Source organism: Streptomyces griseochromogenes, assembly GCF_001542625.1.
Lineage (GTDB): Bacteria > Actinomycetota > Actinomycetes > Streptomycetales > Streptomycetaceae > Streptomyces > Streptomyces griseochromogenes.
Window position 1 is genome coordinate 8,145,398 of sequence record NZ_CP016279.1, and the last position, 23,561, is coordinate 8,168,958.

The 23,561-nt window shown below is 71.9% G+C and carries 19 protein-coding genes; 13 read left to right on the plus strand and 6 right to left on the minus strand.

Annotated features, from left to right (window positions below; genetic code table 11):
- Nucleotides 1-112 precede the first annotated feature (112 nt).
- On the minus strand, nt 113-823 hold the full coding sequence (locus AVL59_RS35280) for a TetR/AcrR family transcriptional regulator (RefSeq protein WP_067312853.1): 711 nt from the start codon (nt 821-823) through the stop codon (nt 113-115).
- Between the two features lie 63 nt (nt 824-886).
- On the opposite strand from AVL59_RS35280, the gene AVL59_RS35285 reads away from it, so the two are divergent.
- Genes AVL59_RS35285 through AVL59_RS35295 form a run of 3 tightly spaced genes read left to right on the plus strand, consistent with a single transcriptional unit; the run spans nt 887 to nt 3,863 of the window.
- Nucleotides 887-1,843, plus strand: a complete 957-nt coding sequence (locus AVL59_RS35285; RefSeq protein ID WP_067312855.1) for an ATP-binding cassette domain-containing protein — start codon at nt 887-889, stop codon at nt 1,841-1,843.
- The gene (locus AVL59_RS35290; protein WP_067312857.1) at nt 1,840-2,622 is read left to right on the plus strand and encodes an ABC transporter permease; all 783 of its coding nucleotides are present in this window, start codon (nt 1,840-1,842) and stop codon (nt 2,620-2,622) included. The genes AVL59_RS35285 and AVL59_RS35290 overlap by 4 nt, the downstream gene beginning before the upstream one ends.
- Before the next feature lie 44 nt (nt 2,623-2,666).
- Nucleotides 2,667-3,863 (plus strand): CaiB/BaiF CoA transferase family protein, encoded by a 1,197-nt coding sequence (locus AVL59_RS35295; RefSeq protein WP_067312859.1) that lies wholly within the window; start codon nt 2,667-2,669, stop codon nt 3,861-3,863.
- Between the two features lie 63 nt (nt 3,864-3,926).
- Here AVL59_RS35295 and AVL59_RS35300 read toward each other — a convergent pair whose 3' ends face one another.
- From AVL59_RS35300 to AVL59_RS35310, 3 genes are all read right to left on the minus strand, one after another.
- Complete coding sequence (locus tag AVL59_RS35300; protein WP_067312861.1) at nt 3,927-4,196, minus strand: hypothetical protein; 270 nt, start codon at nt 4,194-4,196, stop codon at nt 3,927-3,929.
- A gap of 126 nt (nt 4,197-4,322) precedes the next feature.
- On the minus strand, nt 4,323-5,141 hold the full coding sequence (locus tag AVL59_RS35305) for an anti-sigma factor (protein ID WP_067312862.1): 819 nt from the start codon (nt 5,139-5,141) through the stop codon (nt 4,323-4,325).
- Nucleotides 5,138-5,680, minus strand: a complete 543-nt coding sequence (locus AVL59_RS35310; RefSeq protein WP_067312864.1) for a sigma-70 family RNA polymerase sigma factor — start codon at nt 5,678-5,680, stop codon at nt 5,138-5,140. The genes AVL59_RS35305 and AVL59_RS35310 overlap by 4 nt, the downstream gene beginning before the upstream one ends.
- Nucleotides 5,681-5,891: 211 nt before the next feature.
- Between AVL59_RS35310 and AVL59_RS35315 the strand changes: the two genes are divergently transcribed.
- The 4 genes from AVL59_RS35315 (at nt 5,892) to AVL59_RS35330 (ending at nt 12,465) form a co-directional block, all read left to right on the plus strand.
- Entirely contained in the window at nt 5,892-7,433 is a 1,542-nt protein-coding gene (locus AVL59_RS35315; protein ID WP_067312865.1) for a DUF4331 domain-containing protein, read from the plus strand.
- A gap of 95 nt (nt 7,434-7,528) precedes the next feature.
- The gene (locus tag AVL59_RS35320) at nt 7,529-9,196 is read left to right on the plus strand and encodes a tetratricopeptide repeat protein (protein ID WP_237281768.1); all 1,668 of its coding nucleotides are present in this window, start codon (nt 7,529-7,531) and stop codon (nt 9,194-9,196) included.
- The gene (locus AVL59_RS35325; protein WP_067312867.1) at nt 9,193-10,818 is read left to right on the plus strand and encodes a HoxN/HupN/NixA family nickel/cobalt transporter; all 1,626 of its coding nucleotides are present in this window, start codon (nt 9,193-9,195) and stop codon (nt 10,816-10,818) included. The genes AVL59_RS35320 and AVL59_RS35325 overlap by 4 nt, the downstream gene beginning before the upstream one ends.
- Before the next feature lie 45 nt (nt 10,819-10,863).
- The gene (locus AVL59_RS35330) at nt 10,864-12,465 is read left to right on the plus strand and encodes a serine/threonine-protein kinase (protein WP_067312869.1); all 1,602 of its coding nucleotides are present in this window, start codon (nt 10,864-10,866) and stop codon (nt 12,463-12,465) included.
- Nucleotides 12,466-12,483: 18 nt separating this feature from the next.
- On the opposite strand, the gene AVL59_RS35335 is transcribed toward AVL59_RS35330, so the two are convergent.
- On the minus strand, nt 12,484-13,293 hold the full coding sequence (locus AVL59_RS35335) for an SGNH/GDSL hydrolase family protein (RefSeq protein WP_067312871.1): 810 nt from the start codon (nt 13,291-13,293) through the stop codon (nt 12,484-12,486).
- A 147-nt stretch (nt 13,294-13,440) separates the two neighbouring features.
- Here AVL59_RS35335 and AVL59_RS35340 point away from each other — a divergent pair, with 147 nt between their 5' ends.
- From AVL59_RS35340 to AVL59_RS35360, 5 genes are all read left to right on the plus strand, one after another.
- Nucleotides 13,441-13,968, plus strand: coding sequence for a hypothetical protein (locus tag AVL59_RS35340; RefSeq protein ID WP_308281858.1), 528 nt, complete (start codon nt 13,441-13,443; stop codon nt 13,966-13,968).
- A gap of 365 nt (nt 13,969-14,333) precedes the next feature.
- On the plus strand, nt 14,334-15,155 hold the full coding sequence (locus AVL59_RS35345) for a glycosyltransferase family 2 protein (protein WP_067312872.1): 822 nt from the start codon (nt 14,334-14,336) through the stop codon (nt 15,153-15,155).
- On the plus strand, nt 15,152-16,228 hold the full coding sequence (locus AVL59_RS35350; protein ID WP_237281769.1) for a glycosyltransferase family 2 protein: 1,077 nt from the start codon (nt 15,152-15,154) through the stop codon (nt 16,226-16,228). The genes AVL59_RS35345 and AVL59_RS35350 overlap by 4 nt, the downstream gene beginning before the upstream one ends.
- Before the next feature lie 34 nt (nt 16,229-16,262).
- Nucleotides 16,263-17,063: a polysaccharide deacetylase family protein gene (locus AVL59_RS35355; RefSeq protein ID WP_067312874.1), complete on the plus strand. Its 801-nt coding sequence runs from the start codon at nt 16,263-16,265 to the stop codon at nt 17,061-17,063.
- Nucleotides 17,056-20,802 carry a lipopolysaccharide biosynthesis protein gene (locus tag AVL59_RS35360; protein ID WP_067312876.1) on the plus strand — a complete coding sequence of 1,249 codons (3,747 nt, stop codon included), beginning with the start codon at nt 17,056-17,058 and terminating at the stop codon, nt 20,800-20,802. Before AVL59_RS35355 ends, AVL59_RS35360 begins: the two co-directional genes overlap by 8 nt.
- 21 nt (nt 20,803-20,823) lie before the next feature.
- On the opposite strand, the gene AVL59_RS35365 is transcribed toward AVL59_RS35360, so the two are convergent.
- On the minus strand, nt 20,824-22,248 hold the full coding sequence (locus AVL59_RS35365) for a GH39 family glycosyl hydrolase (protein WP_067312878.1): 1,425 nt from the start codon (nt 22,246-22,248) through the stop codon (nt 20,824-20,826).
- A 212-nt stretch (nt 22,249-22,460) separates the two neighbouring features.
- Between AVL59_RS35365 and AVL59_RS35370 the strand changes: the two genes are divergently transcribed.
- Nucleotides 22,461-23,555, plus strand: coding sequence for a DUF5925 domain-containing protein (locus tag AVL59_RS35370; RefSeq protein WP_067312879.1), 1,095 nt, complete (start codon nt 22,461-22,463; stop codon nt 23,553-23,555).
- The last annotated feature ends 6 nt before the right edge of the window (nt 23,556-23,561 follow it).

Below are 23,561 nucleotides of genomic sequence, written 5' to 3' on the forward strand. Positions count from 1 at the left end.
AAGCCGGTCTCACCACAACTCCCCGAGGGCATGGGGCAGTTCCGATACACGGCACCGCCGCGTGGGCGCGACCAGCCGCACACCACCACCCGCACCCGCCGAACCGGCCGGGCTAGCGCGGCGCGAATCCGTCCAGAACCCGTTCCAACGCCCGCTCGAAGACCGCCTCCAGATCGACCGGTCCCGGGTCCTCGCTGAACGCCGCGGCCATCCTCGGGTACGCCCCCGAGGCAATCCGCCCGCCCAGGTAGGCGATGCGCACCGCGTTCTCCTCACCTTCCGACCAGGGCAGCGCGCGCACGCGCTCGGCCGTGTCGAGTTCGTTGCGCACGTAGGCGGTCACGACGCCGTTCAGCATGGCGATCAGTTCGAGCTTGGTGCCGTAGGACGCCTCCATCGGGTCCAGGCACACCAGGCAGTGCTCCAGATAGCGCAGAGCGTGCGGGCTGAAGCCGTAGACCGGGGACATCAGACGCGGCACCCAGGTGTGCCGGTACATCAGCGCCCGCGTCTCGTGCGCCACCCGGAGCAGGTCCGCCCGCCAGTCCCCGCTCGGCTCCCACGGGACGTGCTCCGCGCTGACCGCGTCCACCATCAGCTCGTACAGGTCCTCCTTGCGCGGGACGTAGTTGTACAGCGACATGGTGCCGCAGCCCAGCTCGGCCGCGACGTGCCGCATCGACACCGCGTCGAGCCCCTCGGCGTCGGCGATCCGGACGGCCGCGGCCGCGATGTCGTCGCGCGTGTACGCCGGCTTCGGGCCCCGGCCCGTGCGCTCGGGACGTGCCCAGATCACTTCGGGGACGGCCCCTCGGACTGCCATCGATCATCACCTCGACCTCCATCCTAGTTACGTACAGCGTACGTAGTCGTGTATGGTCACCGCATGACTACTACGTACGCTGTACTTAGTGAAGGTCTCCAGAAGCGCTTCGGCGACGTGCACGCCCTGCGCGGCCTGGATCTGGCGGTGGCTCAGGGGACGGTCTGCGGGCTGCTCGGCCCGAACGGAGCCGGGAAGACGACGGCCGTACGGCTGCTCACCACGCTGCTGCGGCCCGATGCGGGCTCGGCGCGAATCGCGGGTCACGACCTGGTGCGCGAGGCGGCGGCCGTACGGCGCCGGATCGGCGTCACGGGGCAGTACGCCTCGGTCGACGGGGACCTCACCGGCCGGGAGAACCTGCGGCTGTTCGCACGGCTGCACCGGGTGCGCGGCCCGGCCGGGCGGGCCGACGAGCTGCTGGAGCGGTTCGGGCTGTCCGAGGCCGCGGGGCGCAAGGCCTCGGACTACTCGGGTGGCATGCGGCGCCGGCTGGATCTCGCGGCCAGTCTCATCCGGCGCCCCGACGTCCTCTTTCTCGACGAACCGACCACCGGACTCGACCCGGCCAGCCGCAACCGCATCTGGCAGGCGGTGCGCGAGCTGAAGGCGGACGGCACGACCGTGCTGCTGACCACGCAGTATCTGGAGGAGGCCGACCAACTGGCCGACAGCATCGTCCTGGTGGACCGGGGACGGGTGACGCACACCGGATCGCCCACCGAGCTCAAGTCCCTGATCGGGTCGTACGCGGAAGCGGTGGTCGCGGACCCCGACGGGCTGCCGCGAGCGGCCGCCGTGCTCGACCAACTCACCGGCGCCGCGCCCGTGTTCGACCACGAGCGCGGCGCCGTCGGCGCGGTCACCACCGATCCGAGCCTGACCCTGCCGCGTCTGGTGCGCGAACTCGATGCCGCGGGCGTGCCGTTGCTGGACGTGAGCCTGCGCCCGCCCACCCTCGACGACGTCTTCCTGCGGCTCACCGGCGAGTCCGCCCACGGCAAGGAGCTCGCCGCATGAGCGTGTTCGTCCACGACGGCCTGGCGATGACCGGCCGGCAGCTGCGCCGGGTCCGCAACAGCCCGGGCCTGGCGATCCTGACCCAGATCATGCCGATCAACATGCTGCTGTTCTTCGGCTACGTCTTCGGCAGCGCACTGGCGATGCCCGGCCACGAGTACCGTTCCTTCCTCGTACCCGGGCTGCTGGTCGCGACCGCGGCCGGCGGGCTGATGACCGGCATGTTCCAGGCGGCCGCGGACACCCACCGGGGCGTGATGGACCGTTTCCGCACCATGCCGGTGAGCCGGGCCGCCGTACCGCTCGGACAGGCGGTGGCGGACCTCGTGGTCACGGCCGTCGGCACGGTGCCGCTGCTGCTGGTGGCACTCGCGGTGGGGTGGCGGATCGAGGGGTCCGCGCTCGGGGCTGCCGGAGCCGTGGGGCTGCTGCTGCTCTTCCGGTTCGCCTGCACCTGCGCCGGGATCTTCCTCGGGCTGCTCACCCGCAGCGAGGACGCCGCCGGGCAGCTCGGCGCCGTCTCCTTCGTGCTGCCGCTGCTGTCCGACGCGTACATCCCGACGGACCATCTGCCGGGCTGGCTGCGTGCGCTCGCCGAGTGGAATCCGATCAGCGCGGTGACCACCGCCCTGCGGGACCTCTTCGGCAACGCGCCGGTGCCGCACGATGCCGCCTGGCCGGTGGCCCACCCGGTGGCCGGGGCGCTCGCCTGGAGCCTCGCCCTGACCGCGGTGTTCCTGCCGCTGGCCGTGCGCCGGTACACACACGGGCAGCGGTGACCGGCTACTGACAAAGCCGCCGGTCAGGGGAGATCATCCACCCCATGGACCATCTCCCGCTGCCCCTGGAGGGCATCACCGTCGTCGCCGTCGAACAGGCCGTGGCCGCGCCCTTCGCGACCCGGCAGCTCGCCGACCTGGGCGCCCGGGTCGTCAAGGTGGAGCGGATCGACGGCGGCGACTTCGCGCGCGGTTACGACACCGCGGCCGGCGGTCTCGCCTCGCACTTCGTCTGGTGCAACCGCGGCAAGGAGTCCATCGCCCTGGACCTCAAGGATCCGCGCGGTCTCGACGTCGTACGGCGGCTGATCGCGGACGCGGACGTGTTCGTGCAGAACCTCGCCCAGGGGGCCGCGGCCCGGCTGGGCCTGGACGCGGCCACCCTGTGCGCGGCGCACCCGCGGCTGATCGCCGTGGACATCTCGGGGTACGGCGGCTTTGGGCCGTACGCGGACAAGCGGGCCTACGACATGCTCGTGCAGTGTGAGGCCGGGCTCGTGTCGGTGACCGGGACGCCCGAGCAGCCCGTCAAGGCGGGGATTCCGGCGGCGGACATCGCGGCGGCCATGTACGCCTTCTCCGGGGTGCTGGCCGCGCTGGTGCGGCGCGGTACGACCGGGCGGGGCGGGCCGGTGGAGGTGTCGATGCTGGAGGCGCTGGCCGAGTGGATGGGACATCCGCTGCACCACTCGATGCATGGAGGCGAGCCCCCGGCGCGTACCGGGCTCGCGCACGCCGTCATCTCGCCCTACGACGCCTATGCGACGGCGGACGGCGGACGGGTGCTGTTGTCGGTGCAGAACGACCGGGAGTGGCGTCGGCTGGCCGAACAGGTCATGGGCCGACCGGAGCTGGGGACGGACCCGGACTACGCGACCAACGCGGCGCGGGTGACGAACCGGGAGCGGACCGACGAGCTGGTCGCGGGAGCGCTGGGCGTGCTGGCCGCCGACGAGGCGCTGGCCCGGCTGGAGAAGGCGGGCATCGCGTGCGCCCGGCTCAGGAACCTGCACGAACTGGCCGAGCATCCGCAGCTGGCGGCCCGGGAGCGGTGGCGTCAGGTGGGGTCGCCGGTCGGGCGGCTGAAGGCGCTGCTGCCTCCCATCACACTGCCGGGCGGGGACGAGGCACGGATGGGCGACGTGCCCGCGCTCGGACAGCACACCGGGGCGCTGCTGCGTGCCGTGGGGATGACGGACGACGAGATCGCAGCGTTGCGCCGGGACGGCGTGGCGGCCTGAGCGCGGGCCCTCGAAGACTCCGGTGAGGAACGCCGGTTCGCTCGGGACGGGATGCGATACCGCTCAGTGCCCGCCGAACAGCGAGCGACGCAGCCGGCGCAGCGGAGCGAAGAGGGAGACGCGGCTGACCCGCGTGCCTCGGTCGCTGCGCTGGTGCCGGGTGTCACGTGCCGTCAGCTCAAGCATCAGCGAGGTCGCCTCGGCCGCCTTCTGCTGCGATATGGCGGGACCCGCCAACACCGAGAGATGGCGGTCGAGGCGCGAACTGGTCGCGCTGCTCCCGCAGGTGATCGCAGGGACCCTGGCCCTGTTGCGCACTGTTATCTGATCCATGTCACTCCCCACCCGTACGAGTCCACCCGGCCCGGGCAGGGTAACCCTATCGCCCCGGTGGGGCACGCGGGTATCACGACCACAGGATTCACCTTCCTCGCAAGGCGGTTGACCATCCCTCGATGACTACTCTCCGAATCCGACCGATTTCAGGGTGAGTTGAACAAGGGGCTGGCTGGTGGGCTGCGCGGAGCCGCCGTTCGGCTCGACGGTTACGGCGAGTGACGCCGACGACTTGTCGAGACCCTTCGCGACCAAGGGCGTGTCGCCCTCGAAGAGCCCGAGGGAGCGCGGTTGCGCATGGGGGCGCATGGCCCAGAGCTGGTGAACGCGACCGCCGGACGGGGTGCCGTATCCGCTGAGGGTGACGACGGCCCGCCCCTCCGATACGGAAGCGATCACTCCGATACCGCGGCCCCGGGCGTCCTCGCTGCCGGCCGCGCGGGCGTCGGGAGCGGCGAGAACGTGGGCGATCTCACGTGTCTGGGACCGCTCGGCGTCGAGCTGGTCCCGCGTGTGGTTCGCCTGGACGGCGAAGAGGGAGGCGACGACGAGGGCCGCGGCGGCGGTCGCCGTGGCGAAGGGGACGAAGAGGGGGCGCGTGCGGGGGGTACGGGTGCGCGAGGGCGGGGGCTGGGTGCCCCAGACATGCGGCGGCAGCTGGGGCGCGCGCTCCCGGGCGGTCGCCGGTGCCTGCTCCTGCGGGGTGGTGCGGACGGCGGCCAGCACCCGGTCGCGCATCGCGGCCGGTGCGGGGGCGGCCGTGGACCAGGCGAGGCGCACCGCGTCCTCGGACAGCGCCCGCACCTCGGCGGCGCAGCGGTCGCAGCCGTTCAGATGCTTCTCGAAGCGGCGGCGCTCGCCGGGGTCGAGGGCGTCGAGCGCGTAGGGCGCGGCGAGGGAGTGCGGGTCCCCGCGGCCCAGCAGGCGGCCGAGGACGCTCATGCGGCACCTCCCAGGCACTCGCGCAGCCGGGTGAGTCCGTCGCGCATCCGCGTCTTGACCGTGCCCAGCGGCAGCTTGAGCCGCTCGGCCACCTCACGGTACGTGTAGCCGTCGTAGTAGGCGAGGGTCACGGACTGGCGCTGCAGGGCGGTGAGCCGGTCCAGGCAGCGGCGCACCCACTCGCGTTCCAGGCCCGCCTCCACCTCCTCGGCGACATGGTCGAAGGCGGGTTCCCCGGCGCGCAGGGCCTCGCGCTGCTCGCGTTCGCCGGCGGCGCGGGCGCTGCGCACCCGGTCGACGGCGCGACGGTGGGCGAGGGTGAGGATCCACGACAGCGCGCTGCCCCGACGGGGGTCGAACCGGGCGGCGGAGCGCCACAGTTCGAGCAGCACCTCCTGGGCGACCTCCTCGGACTGGGCGGGGTCGCGCACCACGCGCCGTACGAGCCCGAACACCGGTCCGGAGACCAGTGTGTAGAGATCCTCGAAGGCCCTTTGATCGCCGCCCGCCACGAGCACCAGAAGCTCGTCCGCCTCCACCCCGGTCCCCCCTCTGTGGCCGCATCCGGCCGGTCTGCCTCTGACCCCACGCATCCGCACGAGCGCACACCTCCGGCGGGTGATACGGATCGGCGGGCCGAAAACGCGGGTCCGGAACGACGAAAAAAAATCTTCCGCCAGACCAATCCGATCGGCTCCTCCGCTCCGTATTCCCGTCCGTCAAGGCAAGTTGGCACTGAGGACGGACGGCATGACACCTCTCTTCTCCAGGAGCGGCACGGGACGCAAGGGCCTGGTCACGCTCATCTGTGGTGCGCTGGCCGCCGGGGGGCTCGCAGCCGCCGGCGTCGCCACGCTGGAACCCGGGGCGGCCTCCGCCTCCTCCCACCGGGAGGCCCCGCTGATCTCGGGGACCCCGCAGTACGACAACACGGACCTGTACGCGTTCGTCAGCCCGGACAAGCCCGACACCACGACGATCGTGGCCAACTGGATCCCGTTCGAGGAACCGGCCGGCGGCCCGAACTTCTACACGTTCGCGGACGACGCCCAGTACGACATCCACATCGACAACAACGGTGACGCGCAGGGCGAGCTGCTGTTCCGCTACACCTTCAAGACGCACGTCAAGAACAAGAACACTTTCCTCTACAACACGGGGGCGGTGAAGAGCCTCGACGACCCGAACCTGAACATCACGCAGACCTACGACATCGACCTGGTCAAGCTGCACAACCAGAAGGTGGTCTCCAAGACACGGCTCGCGGACAACGTGCCGGTCGCGCCGTCGGACGTCGGCAAGGCGTCGATGCCGGACTACGCCAAGCTGCGGTCCCAGGCCGTCTACAAGACGGCGGGCGGTGCCGCGACCTTCGCCGGGCAGGCCGACGACCCGTTCTTCGCGGACCTGCGCGTCTTCGACCTGCTCTACGGCGGGAACCTCTCCGAGGTCGGGCGGGACACGCTCAAGGGCTACAACGTCAACACGATCGCGCTGCAGGTGCCCAACGACCTGATCCGTGAGTCGTCCAAGCAGCCGATCGTCGGCATCTGGTCGACGACCCAGCGCAGGAACGCGCAGGGCTACTACGAGCAGGTTTCGCGCCTGGGCAACCCGCTGGTCAACGAGGTCGTCAACCCGCAGAAGGACAAGGACAAGTTCAACGCGTCCCAGCCCTGGTACGACGCCCAGTTCCTGAAGAACGTGACCAACCCCGAGCTGCCGAAGCTCATCGAGTCGATCTACAAGATCAAGGCACCCGCCGAGCCGCGCAACGACCTCGTCGACGTGTTCCTCAAGGGCGTCAAGGGTCTCAACCAGCCCCCGTACGTGAAGCCTTCGGAGGAGCTGCGCCTCAACACCTCGATCAAGCCGAGCATGCACCCCAAGCGGCTGGGTGTCCTCGACGGTGACAACGCGGGCTTCCCGAACGGCCGTCGCCTCACCGACGACGTGATCGACGCCTCGCTCCAGGTGGTCGAGGGTGAACTGGTCGGCTCCAAGAACGACCTGGGTGACGCGGTCGACAAGAACGACAAGGGCTTCGAGAAGTACTTCCCGTACGTGGCCGAGCCGACGGAGGGCTCCCGGGGCGCCCTCGCCAAGGGCACGTCCGGCAACGCCGACGTACGCAGTCAGCTCGGCGACGCCCTGCAGCCGGCCGGGTCCTCCTCCGGCGGCTCCGGCAACACGATGCTGATCGCCGCCTCCGCGGCCTCGGGCGCGGCCGGGATCCTGCTGATCGGCACCGCCTTCGCCTGGTGGCGCCGTCGGATGCAGCGCCCGTACTGACCCGCATCCCACCGACCGGCGCGGCCCGTACCCCCCTCCCCCACGGCGGGCCGCGCCCTTCTTTTCGACGACGACCAGGCGACCTAGGAGAGGGCATGGCCCCGCGTATCGATGACGAGGAGTCCGGCGGGCGGACGGTGAGCAAGGGCGCGGGCGCCACCCCGGCGCCCGCCGCCCGCGCAACCGGACCGATCGGGTCCGGAACGGACTCGGCCGTGCCACAGACGCAGCCGTCCGTACCGGACACGACGACGGCAACACCGGAACCGGAGACCTCCCTGCCCGACACGGAGACGGCAACACCGGAGCCGGAGACCTCCGCGCCCGGCGCGGAGGCGGTGGCGTCTGATGCGGTGCCGGAGGCCGTGGCGGCGGAGACGGGCTCTGTGCCCGGCGCCGACCGGCGCGTGGCCGCCGTCCGCCGGCTCGCCTCCGCGGGGCGCCGCCGGCACGCCGCTCAACTCGTCTGCTCCGCCGCGCTGTTGGCCGTCGCGCTGACCGGCGGTGCGATCGCCGTCGGGGCGGCGCGGGACGGCGGGCCCGCCGTGGCGGCCGCGTCCAGTGCCGTCGACCCCGGGGTTCTGGGCGGCGGCAACCTGGACGCGGCCATCGCCTCCCTCCAGACCCATCTGCGGTCCCAGCCCAGGGACTCCGGCAGCTGGGCCACCCTCGGCCTGGCCTACGTGGAGCAGGCACGGACCAAGGGCGACCCCGCCCGGTACCCGCAGGCCGACAAGGCCCTGAGGCGGTCCCTCGCGCTGGCCCCGGGCAACGACCAGGCCCTGGCCGGCCAGGCCGCCCTCGCCGCCGCCCGGCACGACTTCAAGGACACCCTGACCTACGCGGACCAGGCCCTGAAGCAGAACCCGTACAGCGAGCGCGCCCTGTCCTCCCGTGTCGACGCCCTGGTGGAATTCGGCCGGTACACGGAGGCGTCCCGGGCCGTCGACACAGCGGACACCCGCAAGCCGGGCGTACCGGTCTTCACCCGGTACGCGTACGTGCACGAGCTGCGCGGCGATGTGCCGACCGCCCGGCGCGTACTGGAGCAGGCCCTCTCCGTCGCCACGTCACCGGGCGATGTGGCGTACGTGTCCGCCCAGCTCGGCCAACTGGCCTGGAACCAGGGCGACTACAAGAGCGCGCTCGGCTCCTACGCCCGGGCGCTCGCCGCCGACGAGAACTACCTCCCCGCGCTGGAGGGCCGGGCCCGCGCCCAGGCGGCGACCGGCGGACGAGACGAGGCGATCAAGGGTCTGGAGACCGTGGTCTCCCGCTATCCGCTGCCCGGACCGCTCGTCGAACTCGGCGAGCTGTACGAGGCCCGCGGCGCGGCCGGCGACCGGGCCAGGGCACGCGACCAGTACGCACTCGTGGACGCCTGGATCGGCCTCGCGCGCGCCAACGGCGTCAACGCCGACCTCGACACCGCGCTGGCCGCCGCCGACCACGGCGACAAGGCGTCCGCCCTGCGTGCGGCCCGCGCCGAATGGGCCCGCCGGCACACCGTGCACACCGCGGACGCCCTCGCCTGGGCACTGCACGTCAACGGTCATGACCAAGAGGCCCTTTCCTACGCCCGCGGCGCCACGGCCACCGGCTACCGCAACGCCGCCTTCCTCTACCACCGCGGCATGATCGAGCTGGCCACGGGCCACACCAAGGACGGCCGGGCCTCCCTGACGGCGGCCCTGAAGCTGAACCCCGGCTTCTCCCCCTTGGGCGCGGCCGCGGCCCGCAAGGCCCTGGAGGCCGCCCGGTGAACCTCCGTCGCCAGCTCGCCCGCGCCGCGGCCGTCCTCGCGGCCGCCTGTGCCCTGGCGCTCGCCCCGGCCGCGGCCGCGAGCGCCCACCCCCTCGGCAACTTCACCGTCAATCGCTACGACGGCCTCGTCGCCGCCCCCGGTCAGCTCCGCGTCGACCATGTGGAGGACCTCGCCGAGATCCCGGCCACCCAGGCCAAGCCCGGCATCCAGCGGCTCGGCCTGACCGCGTGGGCCGAGCAACGGTGCGCCGAGGCGGCGAAGGGCAGCGCACTCACCGTCGGGGGGCGGCCCGTCACACTGGCCACCGGCGCCGCCCGTGCCCGCCTGCGCCCCGGGCAGGCAGGGCTGAACACGCTGCGCGTGGAGTGCCGGTTCACCGCACCCCTCCCCCGGCAGGAGTCCGTCGCCCTCGGCTTTCACAGCGCGGGTGCCACCGGCGGGCCCGGCTGGCGGGAGATCACCGCGCGCGGCGACCGGATGACGCTCACCGCGACGGACGTACCGGGGAAGTCCGTCTCGCACGAACTCACCACGTACCCGAAGGACCTGCTCTCCTCGCCCGCCGACACCACCAAGGCCTCCCTGCGCGTGCGCCCCGGCGGTCCCGCGCTCGCCGAGGAGCGGCAGGACGCCCCGGGCGCCGGCGTGCTGCCCCGGGGCGCCGACCGCTGGACCCGCGCCCTGGACGACCTCGTCGCCCGCCACGACCTGACCCTCGGCTTCGCCTCGCTCGCCCTGCTCATCGCGGTCGTCCTGGGCGCGATGCACGCCCTCGCTCCCGGCCACGGCAAGACCCTGATGGCCGCGTCGGCGGCGGCACGCGGCGGCCGGGCCCGGCTGCGGGACGTGCTGCCCCTGGCCGCCTCGGTCACGGTGACCCACACCCTCGGCGTGGTCGCCCTGGGCCTGCTCGTCACGGCGGGTTCCGCCGCCACGCCCTCGGTGATCGCCTGGCTGGGCATCGCCAGCGGCGCCCTGGTGCTCGCGGCGGGCGCGAACCTCGTACGACGGGCCTGGCGCAACCGTGCGCACGAACAGGCTCATGCACATGCCCATGAGGAGGTGCGGGAGCGTCAGTTGGCCGGCGTGGGCGCGCACCACGGAACAGCCCACGATCACGATCACGATCACGATCACGACGATGCCCATGCCCACACCCATGCGCACGACCACGACCACGACCACGACCACGACCATCATCACCATCATGGGCACTCTCACCACCACGCCGTCGAGCACACCCATGGCGGCCACACCCACAGCCACCCCACCGCCCCCACCCTCCGCGGCACGATCCTGCTCGGGTTCGCCGGTGGTCTGGTGCCCAGTCCCTCCGCGGTCGTCGTGCTCGTCGGTGCCGCGGCGCTCGGCAAGGCCTGGTTCGGGCTGCTGCTCGTCGTGGCGTACGGCGCCGGTCTCGCGCTGACGCTCACGGCGGCCGGGTTCGCCGTGGTCCGGCTGGGCTCGGGCGTCACCCGGGCGCTGGAGCGGCGCCCACGCTGGAGTGTCCACCCGGTCGCCGCCCTGGTGCGCCGGACCCTGCCGCTCGCTTCCGCGCTGGTCGTCGTCGCCCTGGGTGCCGGATTGGTGCTCAAGGGGGCCGCATCCGCGCTGGGCTGAGCTACTTTTGTGGAGAAATCACGTCAGATGCCGTGGGGGGCGCCCGTGTCCGAAGAACCGGGCCGTGACCGCGTGATCGCGGGCCGCTACCGTCTGCTGTCCCCGCTGGGCGAGGGCGGCATGGGCACGGTGTGGCGCGCCCGTGACGAGGTGCTGCACCGCGAGGTGGCCGTCAAGGAGGTGCGGGCCCCGGCCGGGCTGCCCGTGTCCGACGTCGAGCGGATGTACGCGCGCCTGGAGCGCGAGGCGTGGGCGGCGGCCCGGGTCGCGAACCGCAACGTGGTCACGGTGTACGACGTGGCGATCGAGGGCGGCCGCCCGTGGATCGTGATGGAGCTGGTGCGCGGGCTGTCCCTGGCCGACCAGCTGGAGGCCGAGGGTCCGCTGCCGCCCCAGCGGGCCGCGCACATCGGTGCCGAGGTGCTGGCCGCGTTGCGCGCCGCACACGCCGCCGGGGTGCTGCACCGGGACGTCAAGCCGGCCAACGTGCTGCTGGCGAACGACGGCCGGGTGGTCCTCACCGACTTCGGCATCGCGACGGTCGAGGGCAGCTCGGCGCTGACCATGACCGGAGAGGTGGTCGGTTCCCCCGAGTTCCTCGCGCCGGAGCGGGCGCTCGGGCGCACGCCGGGCCCGGAGTCGGACCTGTGGTCGCTGGGCGTGCTGCTGTACGCGGCGGTCGAGGGCAACTCCCCGTTCCGGTACGACACTCCGCTGAGCACCCTGCGTGCCGTGGTGGACGAGGAGCTGCCGCCGACGCGCCGGGCCGGACCGCTCGCCCCCGTCATCGAGGGACTTCTGCGCAAGGACCCGGCCGAGCGGCTGTCCGCCGAGCGGGCCGAGCGGGACCTGCGGATCGTCGCCGCGGGCGGGGCCGCTGCCCGTACGGAGCCGATACCGGTCCCGCCGTACGACCCGACGCTCGCAGCCCGGCCGCAACGGCCGTCTCCCGCACCGCCGGTGCCGGTGCCCGGCGGACGTCCGCAGCCACGGACCACGGCCGTGACGCCGGACCGCAACCGCCGGACCGGCCTGGTGCTGGTGGCAGGTCTGCTCGCGGTCGTCCTGGCGGTGGCGGGGCTGACGTACGCGCTGCTCAACCGTGACAACGGCGGCAGCAGGGGCAGCGACAGCGCGCAGACCGGCCGGGCGAGCGGCAGGGCGCATTCCCCGTCCCCGAGCACCGGTACGGACTCCGGCGCCGGGGCGCGGCCACCCACGCACAGCGGCGCGACGACGAACAGCCCGCCGGCCCAGTCCGTACAGGTGACTCTCACGGGTTCGCACACCGCGTACGACGGGACCTGCCCGCCGCCGACCGGGCAGGCGCCTACGTTCACGGCGACGTTCACGGTCGGGCGGCTGCCCGCGCAGGTGGAGTACCGGTGGGTGCTGGCGCACGGGTCGGTCTCCGACCCGGGGTGGAAGACGCTGGCGTTCCCGGCGGGCGGCGGGAGGACCCGGCAGGTGCGGGTGGTCGTGAGCGCCTACTCGGAGGGCGGGACGATCGAGAACGGGATCAGCGTGGAGGTGCGCGGTCCGGTGCGGGCCACCTCGAACTCCGTGCCGTTCTCGGTGACCTGCTCGACGGCACCGACGGAGACCCCGTCGGACGGGGCCTCCGCTTCGCCTTCGGGCTCGCCCTGAGGGGTTCGGCCCTACGGCTCAGGACGCGTTCGTCGTGAGCACGGGCAGATAGCCGCCGGACTGGCCGGCCGCGGTGGGGTGGTACGACTCGCCGATGTCGAGCCAGTTGACGCTGTGCAGCCAGGAGTCGCCGGAGCAGATCTCGTGGCTGGAGAACGGGGTGCGCACGTCGCCGTAGACGAAGTCGTGGTCCAGGGCGCGCTTCTGGACGGCGGCGTCGATGTAGTCGGCGGCACCGTTGATCGCGGACCGCTTGGTGTCGGAGAGGCCGAGGCAGGTCTGGCCGAGCAGATAGAAGCGGGGGTAGCCGAGGACGACCACCCGGGCGGAGGGGGCTTTGGCGCTGATCGCGTTGTAGACGGCGTCGAGCTTGCCGGGGAGCGTCGAGTCGACGTAGGCCTTGGCGCTGTTGATCTTGGACAGGCAGGTGCTGTCGGACGAGAGGACACAGGTCGTCATGACGTTGCTGAAACCGGCGTCGTTGCCGCCGATCGTGATCGAGACCAGGGCGGTGGAGGAGTTGAGAGAGCCGAGCTGACCCGCGAGCACATCGTCCGTCGTGGCGCCCGAGCAGGCGTTGAAGGCGAACGAGGACGGGCTGTGGGCGGCGTTCCACAGGTACGGGTACGCCTTGGTGCTGCGGTCGCAGCCACCGCTCGAGCTGATGTAACTGCCCGCTCCCACGCCGGAGGAGTAGGAGTCGCCGAGTGCCACGTAGCCGCCGGTCGCGGCCGTCGGGGAAGCCTGCGCCGTGGCCGCCCCGGTGAGGGCGAGGCCGGTGGCGAGGAGGAGTGAGGTCACGTATGCCGTAAGTCGGGAACGTCTCATGGAACCTCCCTTTAGCAGGATCTCTGCCACAACTGTCGTAGCAACTACGCGTGTTGAACGGAAGTGTCCATGCCAAGAACTTTTGATGCCTCAACAGGATCGGTCCGAGATGTTCACCGAACACATGTTTAAGGACGGACCGTCATCTTGACGGCCCCCCTGGGGCTGGGCCACATTGAAGCCCGGCATCCGGCGCGTCGGGGGGCAAAGTCGCCAATGCAGACCTTACGCATCAAGACACCTTCATCGGACGGCACTTCGGAGGGCGCCGGGCGGGTACGGAGGGGTCCGGGGAGGGACCTGTCTCCGCTGCTCGCGGGAGCCTCGACAGCCATCTGCGCGGTCGGCGCACTGCTCACGCTCACCGACTCCGACTCACCGCTGCGCGCACCGTGCACGCTGTTCTTCCTGCTCACCGCGCCGGCCGTGGCGATCGGGGCGGCGCTGCGCGGGCTCAATCCCGTCGGCCGGGCGCTCAGCGCACTTGCGGGCGCGGTCGTGCTGAACATGCTGGTTGCCCAGGGCATGCTGGCCGTGCACCGCTGGTCGGTGCGCGGTGGGGTGATCGCGGTCGCGTCGCTCAGCCTGCTGCTTCTGCTGCTCGTCCTCACCCGAGGGAAATCGCGTTCGAGGAAACGAACGCAAGATGGAACAACCCAGGCCAAAGTTGTGTAACGGCCCAACCAACAAAAACGTGAGACCTCGGTGCAGGTCTTGCCATTCTGCTTCAATCATCAATACCGTCGTACATCTCACCCGCATCGGTCCGTCGGCACACGGTTCAGGGGAGGGCTCAGGGCCGTGACGTATCGGCGCGGGGCGCGGTAGGGGGGTGCCGTGCTCGGTGACCGTAACTGTTTCCGAGTCGTGCCGCGCGACCGGCTGCCGTTTTCTTCCGGCAGCCCGGCCTGCTTTGCCAGCTCATCTGCGTGCACGGAGATCGCTTTGCCGTGCCGAAGACGAGAACCCCCCTTTCGAACCGGACACACAGCCGGGCCGCCCAGGGGCGGGCGGTCCACCGGACGAGAGGGACACCACCTATGAGTTCCGTTCTGCATCCGCCGAGTTCGGGCCAAGATCCGTTAATGGCCGCCCAATACCGGCCCATCTCCACTCACCTTGCGATCACTCCGCCGGTGAGCGTGGTGATTCCCGCCATGAATGAGGCGGAGAATCTGCCCTACGTCTTCAAGACCCTTCCGGACTGGATACAGGAAGTGGTTCTTGTGGACGGCAATTCCACCGACGACACGGTCGAGGTGGCCCGTTCCCTGTGGCCCGAGGTGAAAGTGGTCGAACAGCGGGGCAAGGGCAAAGGGGATGCCCTGATCACCGGGTTCGAGGCGTGCAGCGGCGACATCATCGTGATGGTCGACGCGGACGGCTCGGCCGACGGCAACGAGATCGTGTCGTACGTCTCCGCCCTCGTCTCGGGCGCCGACTTCGCCAAGGGCTCGCGTTTCGCCAACGGCGGCGGCACGGACGACATGACCTTCATCCGCAAGCTCGGCAACTGGGCGCTGTGCACCATCGTCAACCGCAAGTTCGGCGCCCGCTACACCGATCTGTGCTACGGATACAACGCGTTCTGGCGGCACTGCCTCGACAAGATCGACCTGGACTGCACCGGCTTCGAGGTCGAGACCCTGATGAACATCAGAGTGGTCAAGGCGGGGCTCAAGGTCCAGGAGATCCCCAGCCACGAGTACCTCCGCATCCACGGCACGAGCAATCTGCGGGCCGTGCGGGACGGGCTGCGGGTGCTGAAGGTCATCCTCGAGGAGCGCTCCAACCGCCGTGCCCTGCGCCGACGCGCCCACCACTCGCCGCTGCTGAACACCGGGCAGGGAGAGGCGTCTTGACAGATCCCGGCATCTCCGTCGTGATCTGCGTGTACACCGAGGACCGCTGGGAGGACATCCTCGCGGCGGTCTCCTCGGTGCGCGCGCAGTCGTATCCGGCGCTGGAGACGCTCCTGGTCGTGGACCACAACCCGGTCCTGCTGGACCGGCTGGCCCGCGAGTACAAGGAGTACGAGAAGGGCACGGCGGCCGGTGACGTCCGGGTGCTCGCCAACGCCGGCCCGCGGGGGCTGTCGGCCGGCCGCAACACCGGTATCGCCGCCTCCCACGGCGAGGTGATCGCCTTCCTGGACGACGACGCCGTGGCCGAGCGGGACTGGCTGCGCCGCTTCGCCGAGGGCTACGCCGACCCGCGCGTGATGGCGGTCGGCGGCCGTACGGAACCGGTCTGGGCGTCGGGCCGGCGTCCCGCCTGGTTCCCGGAGGAGTTCGACTGGGTGGTGGGCTGCACCTACCGGGGGCTGCCGCGGGGCCGGGTCCGGGTCCGCAACGTGCTGGGCGGAAACGCTTCTTTCCGGCGCACGGCGTTCACGGCGGCGGGCGGCTTCGCCACCGGCATCGGCCGCGACGGCGACCGGCGCCCGCTGGGCTGCGAGGAGACGGAACTGTGCATCCGGCTCACCCGGGCCCGCCCCGACGCCGTCCTGCTCATCGACGACCGCGCGGTGATCCACCACCGGGTGCCCGAGGCCCGCGAACACTTCGCGTACTTCCGCACCCGGGCCTACGCGGAGGGCCTGTCGAAGGCGCTGGTGGCCAAGAGCGTCGGCACGGACAAGGGGCTGGAGTCCGAACGCCGGTACGCCACCCGGGTGCTGCCGGCCGGGGTCGCCCGCGGTCTGCGGGACGCCCTGCTCGCCCGTCCGGGCGGCGCCGGGCGCGCGGGCGCGATCGTCGCGGGCGTGCTCACGGCGGCGGGCGGCTATGCGATGGGCAGCATGCGGGCGCGGCGGGGCGGGACGACGTTCTCCGTCGTACGGATCGAGGGGGACGCCGTGAACGGCCCGGGCACACCGGCCGAGGGGGACGCCGTGCGCGACCCGGGCCCGAGCAGCGAGGGGGAACTCGTATGAGCCGACCGGGCGTACGGATCGAGGGGGAACGCCCATGAGCGGTACAGCCGTACCGATCCTCATGTACCACGCGGTGGCGACCGCGCCGGGCGACGCCACCCGCGCCCTGTCGGTCGCCCCGGAGGCGTTCGCGGAACAGATGGCGCTCGTCGGCGACCTGGGCCTGACCCCGGTGACGACCGCCGACCTCGCGACGCGCTGGCGCTCCGGCCGCCCGCTGCCCGAGCGGCCGGTGCTGATCACCTTCGACGACGGCTACGAGGGCGTCCACCGCCATGCCCTGCCCGTGCTCGCCGAGCACGGCTTCCCGGCCACCCTGTTCGTCTCCACCGGCTGGATCAAGGGCGCCTACGACACCGGAGGCGCCCTGGACACCATGCTCGACTGGCAGCAGGTGCGCGAGCTCGCGGACGCCGGGATCGAGATCGGCGGGCACAGCCACAGCCACCCGCAGCTCGACCAGCTCGACGACGCCGCCCTGCGTTCGGAGCTGGTGCGCAGCACGGAGATCGTCACCGGCGAACTCGGCTCGCGCCCGGTCTCGTTCGCCTACCCGTACGGCTACTCCAGTCGCCGGGTCCGCCGGGCCGTGCGGGAGGCCGGATACACCCAGGCACTCGCCGTCGGCAACGGTCTCGCCCGCCGCCGGCAGGGACCGTACGCCCTGCAGCGCGTCACCGTCCGCCGCGGCACGGGCGTCGAGGAGTTCGAGCGGCTGCTCCAAGGCCGCGCCATCGCCCGTAACTTCGCCAGGGACCGCGCCCTCACCAAGGGGTACGCCCTCGTCCGCAGAGCACGCCAGGTCCGCCGGAAGGCCATCCGTTCCCGTGTCTGACACGACCACCACAACCGAGGCCGCGTCGCCCGAGAGCCGGGCGCCCGAGCAGCCGGGGCGCCGCATCCGGCTGCCCGGGATGGGCCGCTCGCCCGGCGGCGACCAGCTGTTCCGCAACGCCTACGCGCTGATGCTCAACACCGGCATCTCCGCCGTGCTCGGGCTCGGCTTCTGGCTGGCCGCGGCCCGCTACTACTCCGAATCGGCGGTCGGGCAGGGCTCGGCCGCCATCGCCGCGATGAAACTGCTGGCCGGGCTGACCGCGGTGACCCTGACCGGCGCCCTGGCCCGCTTCATCCCGGTGTCCGGGCAGCGCACCGGCCGGCTCATCTTCCGTACCTACGCGGGCAGTTCGCTGATCGTGGCGCTCGCGGCGGGCGTGTTCCTGATGACCTTGGACGTGTGGGGGCCGTCGTACCGCTTCCTGCACGGGCCGCTGAACGGCCTCGGGTTCATCGCGGCCGTCATCGCCTGGAACCTGCTCACGCTCCAGGACGGCGTGCTGACCGGGCTGCGCAGCGCGCCCTGGGTGCCGGTGGGCAACACCGTGTTCTCGGCGGTGAAGCTGGGGCTGCTCGTCGCGTTCGCGGTGGCGATCCCGACCGCCGGCGTCTTCGTCTCCTGGGTCGCCGCCATCGCCACCTCGGTGGTGCCGCTGGGCTGGCTGGTGTTCCGGCGGCTGGTGCCCCGGCACGTCAAGGCCACCGAGGACCGCGCCGAGCCGCCGACGCTGAAGGAGATCGGGCGGTTCCTCGCCGGGGACTACACCGGCTCGCTCTTCTCGCTCGCCGTGGTCTACCTCATCCCGGTGATCATCGCCTCGCAGGTCAGCTCCGAGGACAACGCCTACTTCTACATCACCACCACCATCGGCGGCACCACCAACCTGCTCGCCATCAACATGGGCGCGTCCCTGACGGTGGAGGGCTCGCACGACCCGGGGCGGCTGGCCGCCAACACCCGGGCCGCGCTGAAGCGGATGGCCCGGATCATGCTGCCGATCGCGGGCGTGCTGTTCGTCGGCGCGCCCTGGATCCTCGGCGTCTTCGGCGACGGCTACGCGCACGCGGCGACCCCGCTGCTGCGCTGGTTCGCGGTCGGCGCGCTGCTGCGGGTCGTGATGGAGACGTACTTCGCGGTGCTGCGCGCGCAGAGCCGCACCTCCGGACTCGCCTGGCTGCAGGGCCTGTTGTGCGTGCTGGTGCTCGGGCTGACACTGCTGCTCCTGCCCCGGATGGGCCTGACCGGTGCGGGCGTCGCCGAGATCTCCAGTCTCGCGGTGATCGTGGCGATCGCCGCGCCGAGGCTGTGGAAGACGGTCCGGGCCGTACCGCAGGCCGCCGCGGAGACGGCGGCACCGGACGGGGACCTCTCCGACCTGGGGGCACGGGAGGCTCCGGCCGCTGCCCCGGCGCACCGGAACAGTCCGGCCTGGGCGCTGGACCGCGACACCCTCGCCCTCGGCATCCACGTCGACTTCGACCACCTCGAACGCCGGCCGGACGTCCGCCCCGGCCCCGGCACCCCGCCCACCGGCACACCCGTACGGCTGCCGGCCGAGGGGCCGGAACCGGGCGCCGAGGCGTCCCTCGGCCCGGCCGAGGCGGCGCTCTTCAGGGAAGCGGTGGTCGACGCGCCGTTCGGCGAGGAGACGGCACCCGAGAGCGCCGCCGGGGAAGACGGCGTACCCGATGAGCCACCGCCGCCCGAGCCGCCGGGTCGCCTGGTGCCCACCCGCTCCGGTCTCGTCCTCGGCTGTCTGCTGATCGCCGCGCTGTTGCTGTACTGGGTGCCCGCGCTGCGGCTCGGCGAGGCCGATCTGGACCGGATGGGCGGGCTCGGCCTGATCTCCGTGCTGCCGCTGCCGACGCTGGTGGGGGCGGGCCTGCTGATCACGGTGTTCGCCGCGCTGCTCTGGCTGCGCCGGGAGCACCGGGCCCTGCTGCTGGTCACCCTGCTGGCGACCGTGGTGTCGCTGCACGCGCTGCCCGCGGTGCTGGAGACCGAGCCGCGGTTCGCAACGGCCTGGCAGCACCTCGGCTTCATCGACTACATCGACCGCACCGGGTCCGCCGTACCGGACCTGGACGCCCGCTGGAGCTGGCCGGGCTTCTTCGCGGCGGCCGCGTTCACCGCCCGGGCGTGCGGGATCGGCGACTTCACCGAGATCATCCGGTGGTGGCCGACGGCCGTCCAACTCGCCTATCTGGCCCCGATGCTCCTGCTGACCCGCTCCCTGCGGGCGAGCTGGCGGGCCAAGTGGACGGGCGTCTGGTTCTTCGTGCTGTGCGGCTGGGTCGGCCAGGACTACTTCTCCCCGCAGGGCTTCACCTATCTCCTCTACCTCGTCTTCGTGGCGATCCTGCTGGTCTGGTTCCGTGCTCCGCACGTGATCTGGGCGAGGTTCCGTCCGGGCGAGGCCGAGGCGGAGCCCACCGACCGGCGCCAGCGGGCCGTGCTGCTCATGGTGGTGATCGGCCTGTACGCGGCGAGCGTCCCGGCGCACCAGCTCACCCCGTTCGTGATGCTCGGGGTGCTCGCGGCCCTGGTGATGCTGGGCCGGTCCGAGCTGCGGGGCCTGCCCGTGCTGTTCGCGGTGCTGGTCGCGGCCTGGGTCGGCTTCATGGCCGAGCCGTACTGGTCCGGGCACTTCAACGACCTCTTCGGCGGGGTCGGCGGGGTCGGCAGTAATGTCCAGACCTCCGTCTCCGGCCGTATCCAGGGCGGGAATTCGACACACAAGCTGGTCCTGTACACCCGGGTGCTGCTGGCCGGCTCGCTGATGGCCTTCGCCTGCTGGGGCTGGTGGCGGCGGCGTTTCCACCGGTACCGCGAGCGGTCGCTGCTGGTGCTCACCTTCGTGCCGTTCCTGGGCTTCGGTATGCAGTCCTACGGCGGCGAGATGGCGCTGCGCGTCTTCATGTTCGCCGTGCCGGGCGCGGCCCTGCTGGCCGCCCTCGCCCTCTTCCCGCGCACCGGCGTCACCGCGAAGGAGCGCGAGAAGGACCGGGTCAGTCTCGCTCCGCTGGCCGCGCTGCTGGCCGGGCTGCTGCTGATGGGCGGCTTCCTGGTGGCGCGCTGGGGCAACGAGTCGTTCGAGCGGACCCGGCCCGGCGAGGTGGCGGCCATGGACTGGGTGTACGCCCATGACAAGCCGACGGTGCGGCTGCTGTGGCTGAGCCAGGACACGGTCAACGACGTCACCCCGGCGATGCCGTGGGGCGCGCGGGACATGGAGCGGGTGAACTATGTGCCGACGCTCGCACCCCCCGACCCCGTGCTGGTGTCGGGCCTGGTCAAGGCGCTCAAGGACGCGGGCCCGAACTCGTATCTGATGATCAACGAGAGTCAGGCCACCTATCTGGAGCTGGACGCGGGCTACCCGGCGACCTGGAAGTCCCGGCTGATCCACAACCTGGACAACCGGCAGGAGCTGACCAAGGTCCTGGTCAACGACGACGTCACCGTGTACGCGCTGCGCAAGCAGCCGGCGGGCCCGGTGCCCAGGCCGAACCCCGGTCCGATCGGGCCGCAGGTGACGTGGACGCCATGGTCGGTGGTCGGCGCGCTGGCCGCCGTCGCGCTGGTCCTGCTGCTCACCACCCGCGAGGTGGTGCGGGTCGCGGTGCGGCCCGGGGTACGGCAACTGCGCTGGCTGCAGGGCACCTTCTGGTTCTCGCTGCCCCTGCTGGCGGTGCTGCTGGCCTCGCTGGTGCAGCGGTTCTCGACGATGAAGTGACGGGTGCGGGGCGGCGGTGGCTCAGCGGTCGAGCCACCGCACCTCGTAGGCCCGCATGTCGAACCGCTTCCCGTCGACCTGCGCGCCGATCGCCCGGTCCAGGGTGTTGACCACGAGGATCGTCCTGTCACTGGCCAGCACCCGCACGTTGGGAACGTCGTCCTGGGCGACGGACACGGTCTCGTACCTGGTGCCGGGCGGGAACGCCTTGTCGAACCGGGACACCAGGTCGTACATGGGCAGTGCCCTGCCCCCGTCGGCGCTGTCGGTCGGCGTCCACAGACAGCCGGGGCAGCCGGGGCCCTTCTCCTTCTCCGGGTTCCAGTAGAAGCCCGAGTCGGCACCGCCCTTGACCATGGCGATCAGCCCGGCCGCGTGCACGGCGATGCGGTGCGCCTCGGACCAGCCCCGGCGTTCGTCCTTGCCGTCGGCGGGCTCGACGTAGTACTCGGCCCACCACAGGGGAAGGTCATGGGTCTGCCGCCGTACCCACTCGCCCACCGCGGTGAGTTTGTCGGTGGCGCCGAACTCGTCGGGCAGCAGGTCGTCGTCGTTGGTGTAGCTGGAGCCGTCGACGACCACGAAGTCGGCGCCGGCCTTGTGGCTGTTCCAGTAGGAGAAGGCGTCGAGGACCCGCTGGTCCAGGGCGCCCCAGGAACCTCTCAGGGTGGTCGAGGCGTTGTCCTTCTGCCGTGGGTCGACGCTGTCCATGACGAGGTACGGCCCGCCGACCATGATGTTCCTGTCGACCTTCTTCAGCGCCTGGTAGACGAGGTTGTACATCTTCGTGTAGCCCTCGTAGTCCCAGCGGCCCTCGGCGTTGTTCCAGAAGCCCTTGAACTCGTTCCAGACGATGAAGTGGCGTACGTCGGGATACCGCTTGGCGACGGTCGCCGCGAGGTCGGCGAAGTCCTGGTAATGCTGCGGTCGCGGCGCCGTCTCCAGGGCGGGCCGGCTCCAGTCGGTGTTGTCGACACCGGCTCTGCCGCCCTTCATCCAGTCCGGCGAGCAGCACAGCGTGACCACGGGGGTGCCGCCGGACCTGCGGATGAAGTCGATGCGGCGGTCCATCGCCCCGAAGTCGTAATGCCCCTTCACCGGCTCGGGGTTGTCGGCTCCCCAGCCCATGATCGCCTGGTCCTGCGGCAGCCCGCCGTCCTTCGACAGCAGCGTCTCGACCCGCCCGGTGGCCGTGTCGCTGCCCTCGTCGGCGCTGTACTGGGTGTGGGTGAAGCCCCAGCCCACGTACGGCCGCGGACGCCCGGGCGGGGTGGCGGGCGTGCCGTGCACCTTGTCTCCGTCGCGCGAGGTGCCGGCAGTGCTCGCGCCGCTCCCGGGCAGCGTGTTGAGCAGGGTCACCACCAGGGCCAGAGCGGCCACTCCCACGCCGAGCAGGGCCGTCAGCCGCCACCGACGAGTCTCCGTATACCACCCATGACGTCCCATCAAGGACAACAGTAATGGCGGGAACCACGGCGGGGGCGGTTCTTCGGGAACACCCGGAGCAGCACCCCGCGAGGGGCGCGGGGCCGTTCTCGACGCGCGGCTCCGCCGCCCGGGCGCGGCCTGCCACGGACGGCCCGCGGTTTCGGTTCTTCCAGCGGAGTCAGCGGTGGAAATGCCGTGCACGCAGGGCATCGGTGCCGGATCATGGCGGCATGTCTGCGAACCCACACGACGCTCTGCCGATCCGGCTCCACGTCGACGACTCCGACTCGCCGTCCGACGTCGTCGACGCGCTGTTCCTCGGCCGCTTCGCGACGGGCGAGCAGCCGTACTCGCACGCGGCCAACATCGACCGGGTGCGCTCCGGCGCGACCCTGCTGCCGGAGGGCGCCCGGGTGCTGCGGGTCGCCCGCGACGACGACCGCAGCGCGACCCTCGCCGAGGGCGACGGCTGGACGCTGCTGGTCTCGCGCTGGAACCGCGGCGCCGACGTCACCGTGACCGCGACCAGTGCCGAACTGGCCAAGGACGTCCTCCACCGGGCCACGGACGGCGCGGCCGACGAGCCGGAGCCGCAGCCGGAGAACGTGACCATGGGCTTCTGGTACGTCTCCCCGAGGCGCGGCCCGCACCGCACCACCCGGCAGATCTCCGCGGGCACCTGGGACGAGGTCCGGCCCAACTACACCGCGCCCGTGGCGGAGGCGATGGACCGCCTGATGAAGACGACGCCGGAGGACATCGCGGGCCGCCTGCTGCTTCTGCACGGTCCGCCGGGCACCGGCAAGACCTCGGCCCTGCGCACGCTGGCCCGCTCCTGGCGGGACTGGTGTCAGGTGGACTGCGTCCTCGATCCCGAGCGGCTGTTCTCCGACGTCGGCTATCTGATGGACATCGCGATCGGCGAGGAGGACAGCGCGGGCAAGGGCCGCTGGCGTCTGCTCCTGCTGGAGGACTGCGACGAACTGATCCGCGGCGAGGCCAAGCACACCGCGGGCCAGGCCCTGTCCCGGCTGCTCAATCTCACCGACGGCCTGCTCGGCCAGGGCCGCAACGTGCTGGTGGGGGTCACCACCAACGAGGACCTGGAGCGCCTGCACCCGGCCGTGGTCCGCCCCGGCCGCTGCCTGGCCCGCATCGAGGTGGGTCCGCTGACCCGGCCGGAGGCGGTGAGCTGGCTCGGTTCCGAGGAGGGCGTCGGCCGGGAGGGCGCGACGCTGGCCGAGCTGTACGCGCTGCGCCGGGGCACGGCGCCCACGTCGGTGCCGGGGGCGCGGGACGCGGCGGACGCGGGCCTGTATCTGTAGAAGCCG

Coding starts and splice junctions, on each gene's coding strand:
- AVL59_RS35280 (WP_067312853.1), bottom strand. CDS start 823: ATGGCAGTCCGAGGGGCCGTCCCCGAAGTGATCTGGGCACGTCCCGAG.
- AVL59_RS35285 (WP_067312855.1), top strand. CDS start 887: ATGACTACTACGTACGCTGTACTTAGTGAAGGTCTCCAGAAGCGCTTC.
- AVL59_RS35290 (WP_067312857.1), top strand. CDS start 1,840: ATGAGCGTGTTCGTCCACGACGGCCTGGCGATGACCGGCCGGCAGCTG.
- AVL59_RS35295 (WP_067312859.1), top strand. CDS start 2,667: ATGGACCATCTCCCGCTGCCCCTGGAGGGCATCACCGTCGTCGCCGTC.
- AVL59_RS35300 (WP_067312861.1), bottom strand. CDS start 4,196: ATGGATCAGATAACAGTGCGCAACAGGGCCAGGGTCCCTGCGATCACC.
- AVL59_RS35305 (WP_067312862.1), bottom strand. CDS start 5,141: ATGAGCGTCCTCGGCCGCCTGCTGGGCCGCGGGGACCCGCACTCCCTC.
- AVL59_RS35315 (WP_067312865.1), top strand. CDS start 5,892: ATGACACCTCTCTTCTCCAGGAGCGGCACGGGACGCAAGGGCCTGGTC.
- AVL59_RS35320 (WP_237281768.1), top strand. CDS start 7,529: ATGGCCCCGCGTATCGATGACGAGGAGTCCGGCGGGCGGACGGTGAGC.
- AVL59_RS35335 (WP_067312871.1), bottom strand. CDS start 13,293: ATGAGACGTTCCCGACTTACGGCATACGTGACCTCACTCCTCCTCGCC.
- AVL59_RS35345 (WP_067312872.1), top strand. CDS start 14,334: ATGAGTTCCGTTCTGCATCCGCCGAGTTCGGGCCAAGATCCGTTAATG.
- AVL59_RS35355 (WP_067312874.1), top strand. CDS start 16,263: ATGAGCGGTACAGCCGTACCGATCCTCATGTACCACGCGGTGGCGACC.
- AVL59_RS35365 (WP_067312878.1), bottom strand. CDS start 22,248: ATGGGACGTCATGGGTGGTATACGGAGACTCGTCGGTGGCGGCTGACG.
- AVL59_RS35370 (WP_067312879.1), top strand. CDS start 22,461: ATGTCTGCGAACCCACACGACGCTCTGCCGATCCGGCTCCACGTCGAC.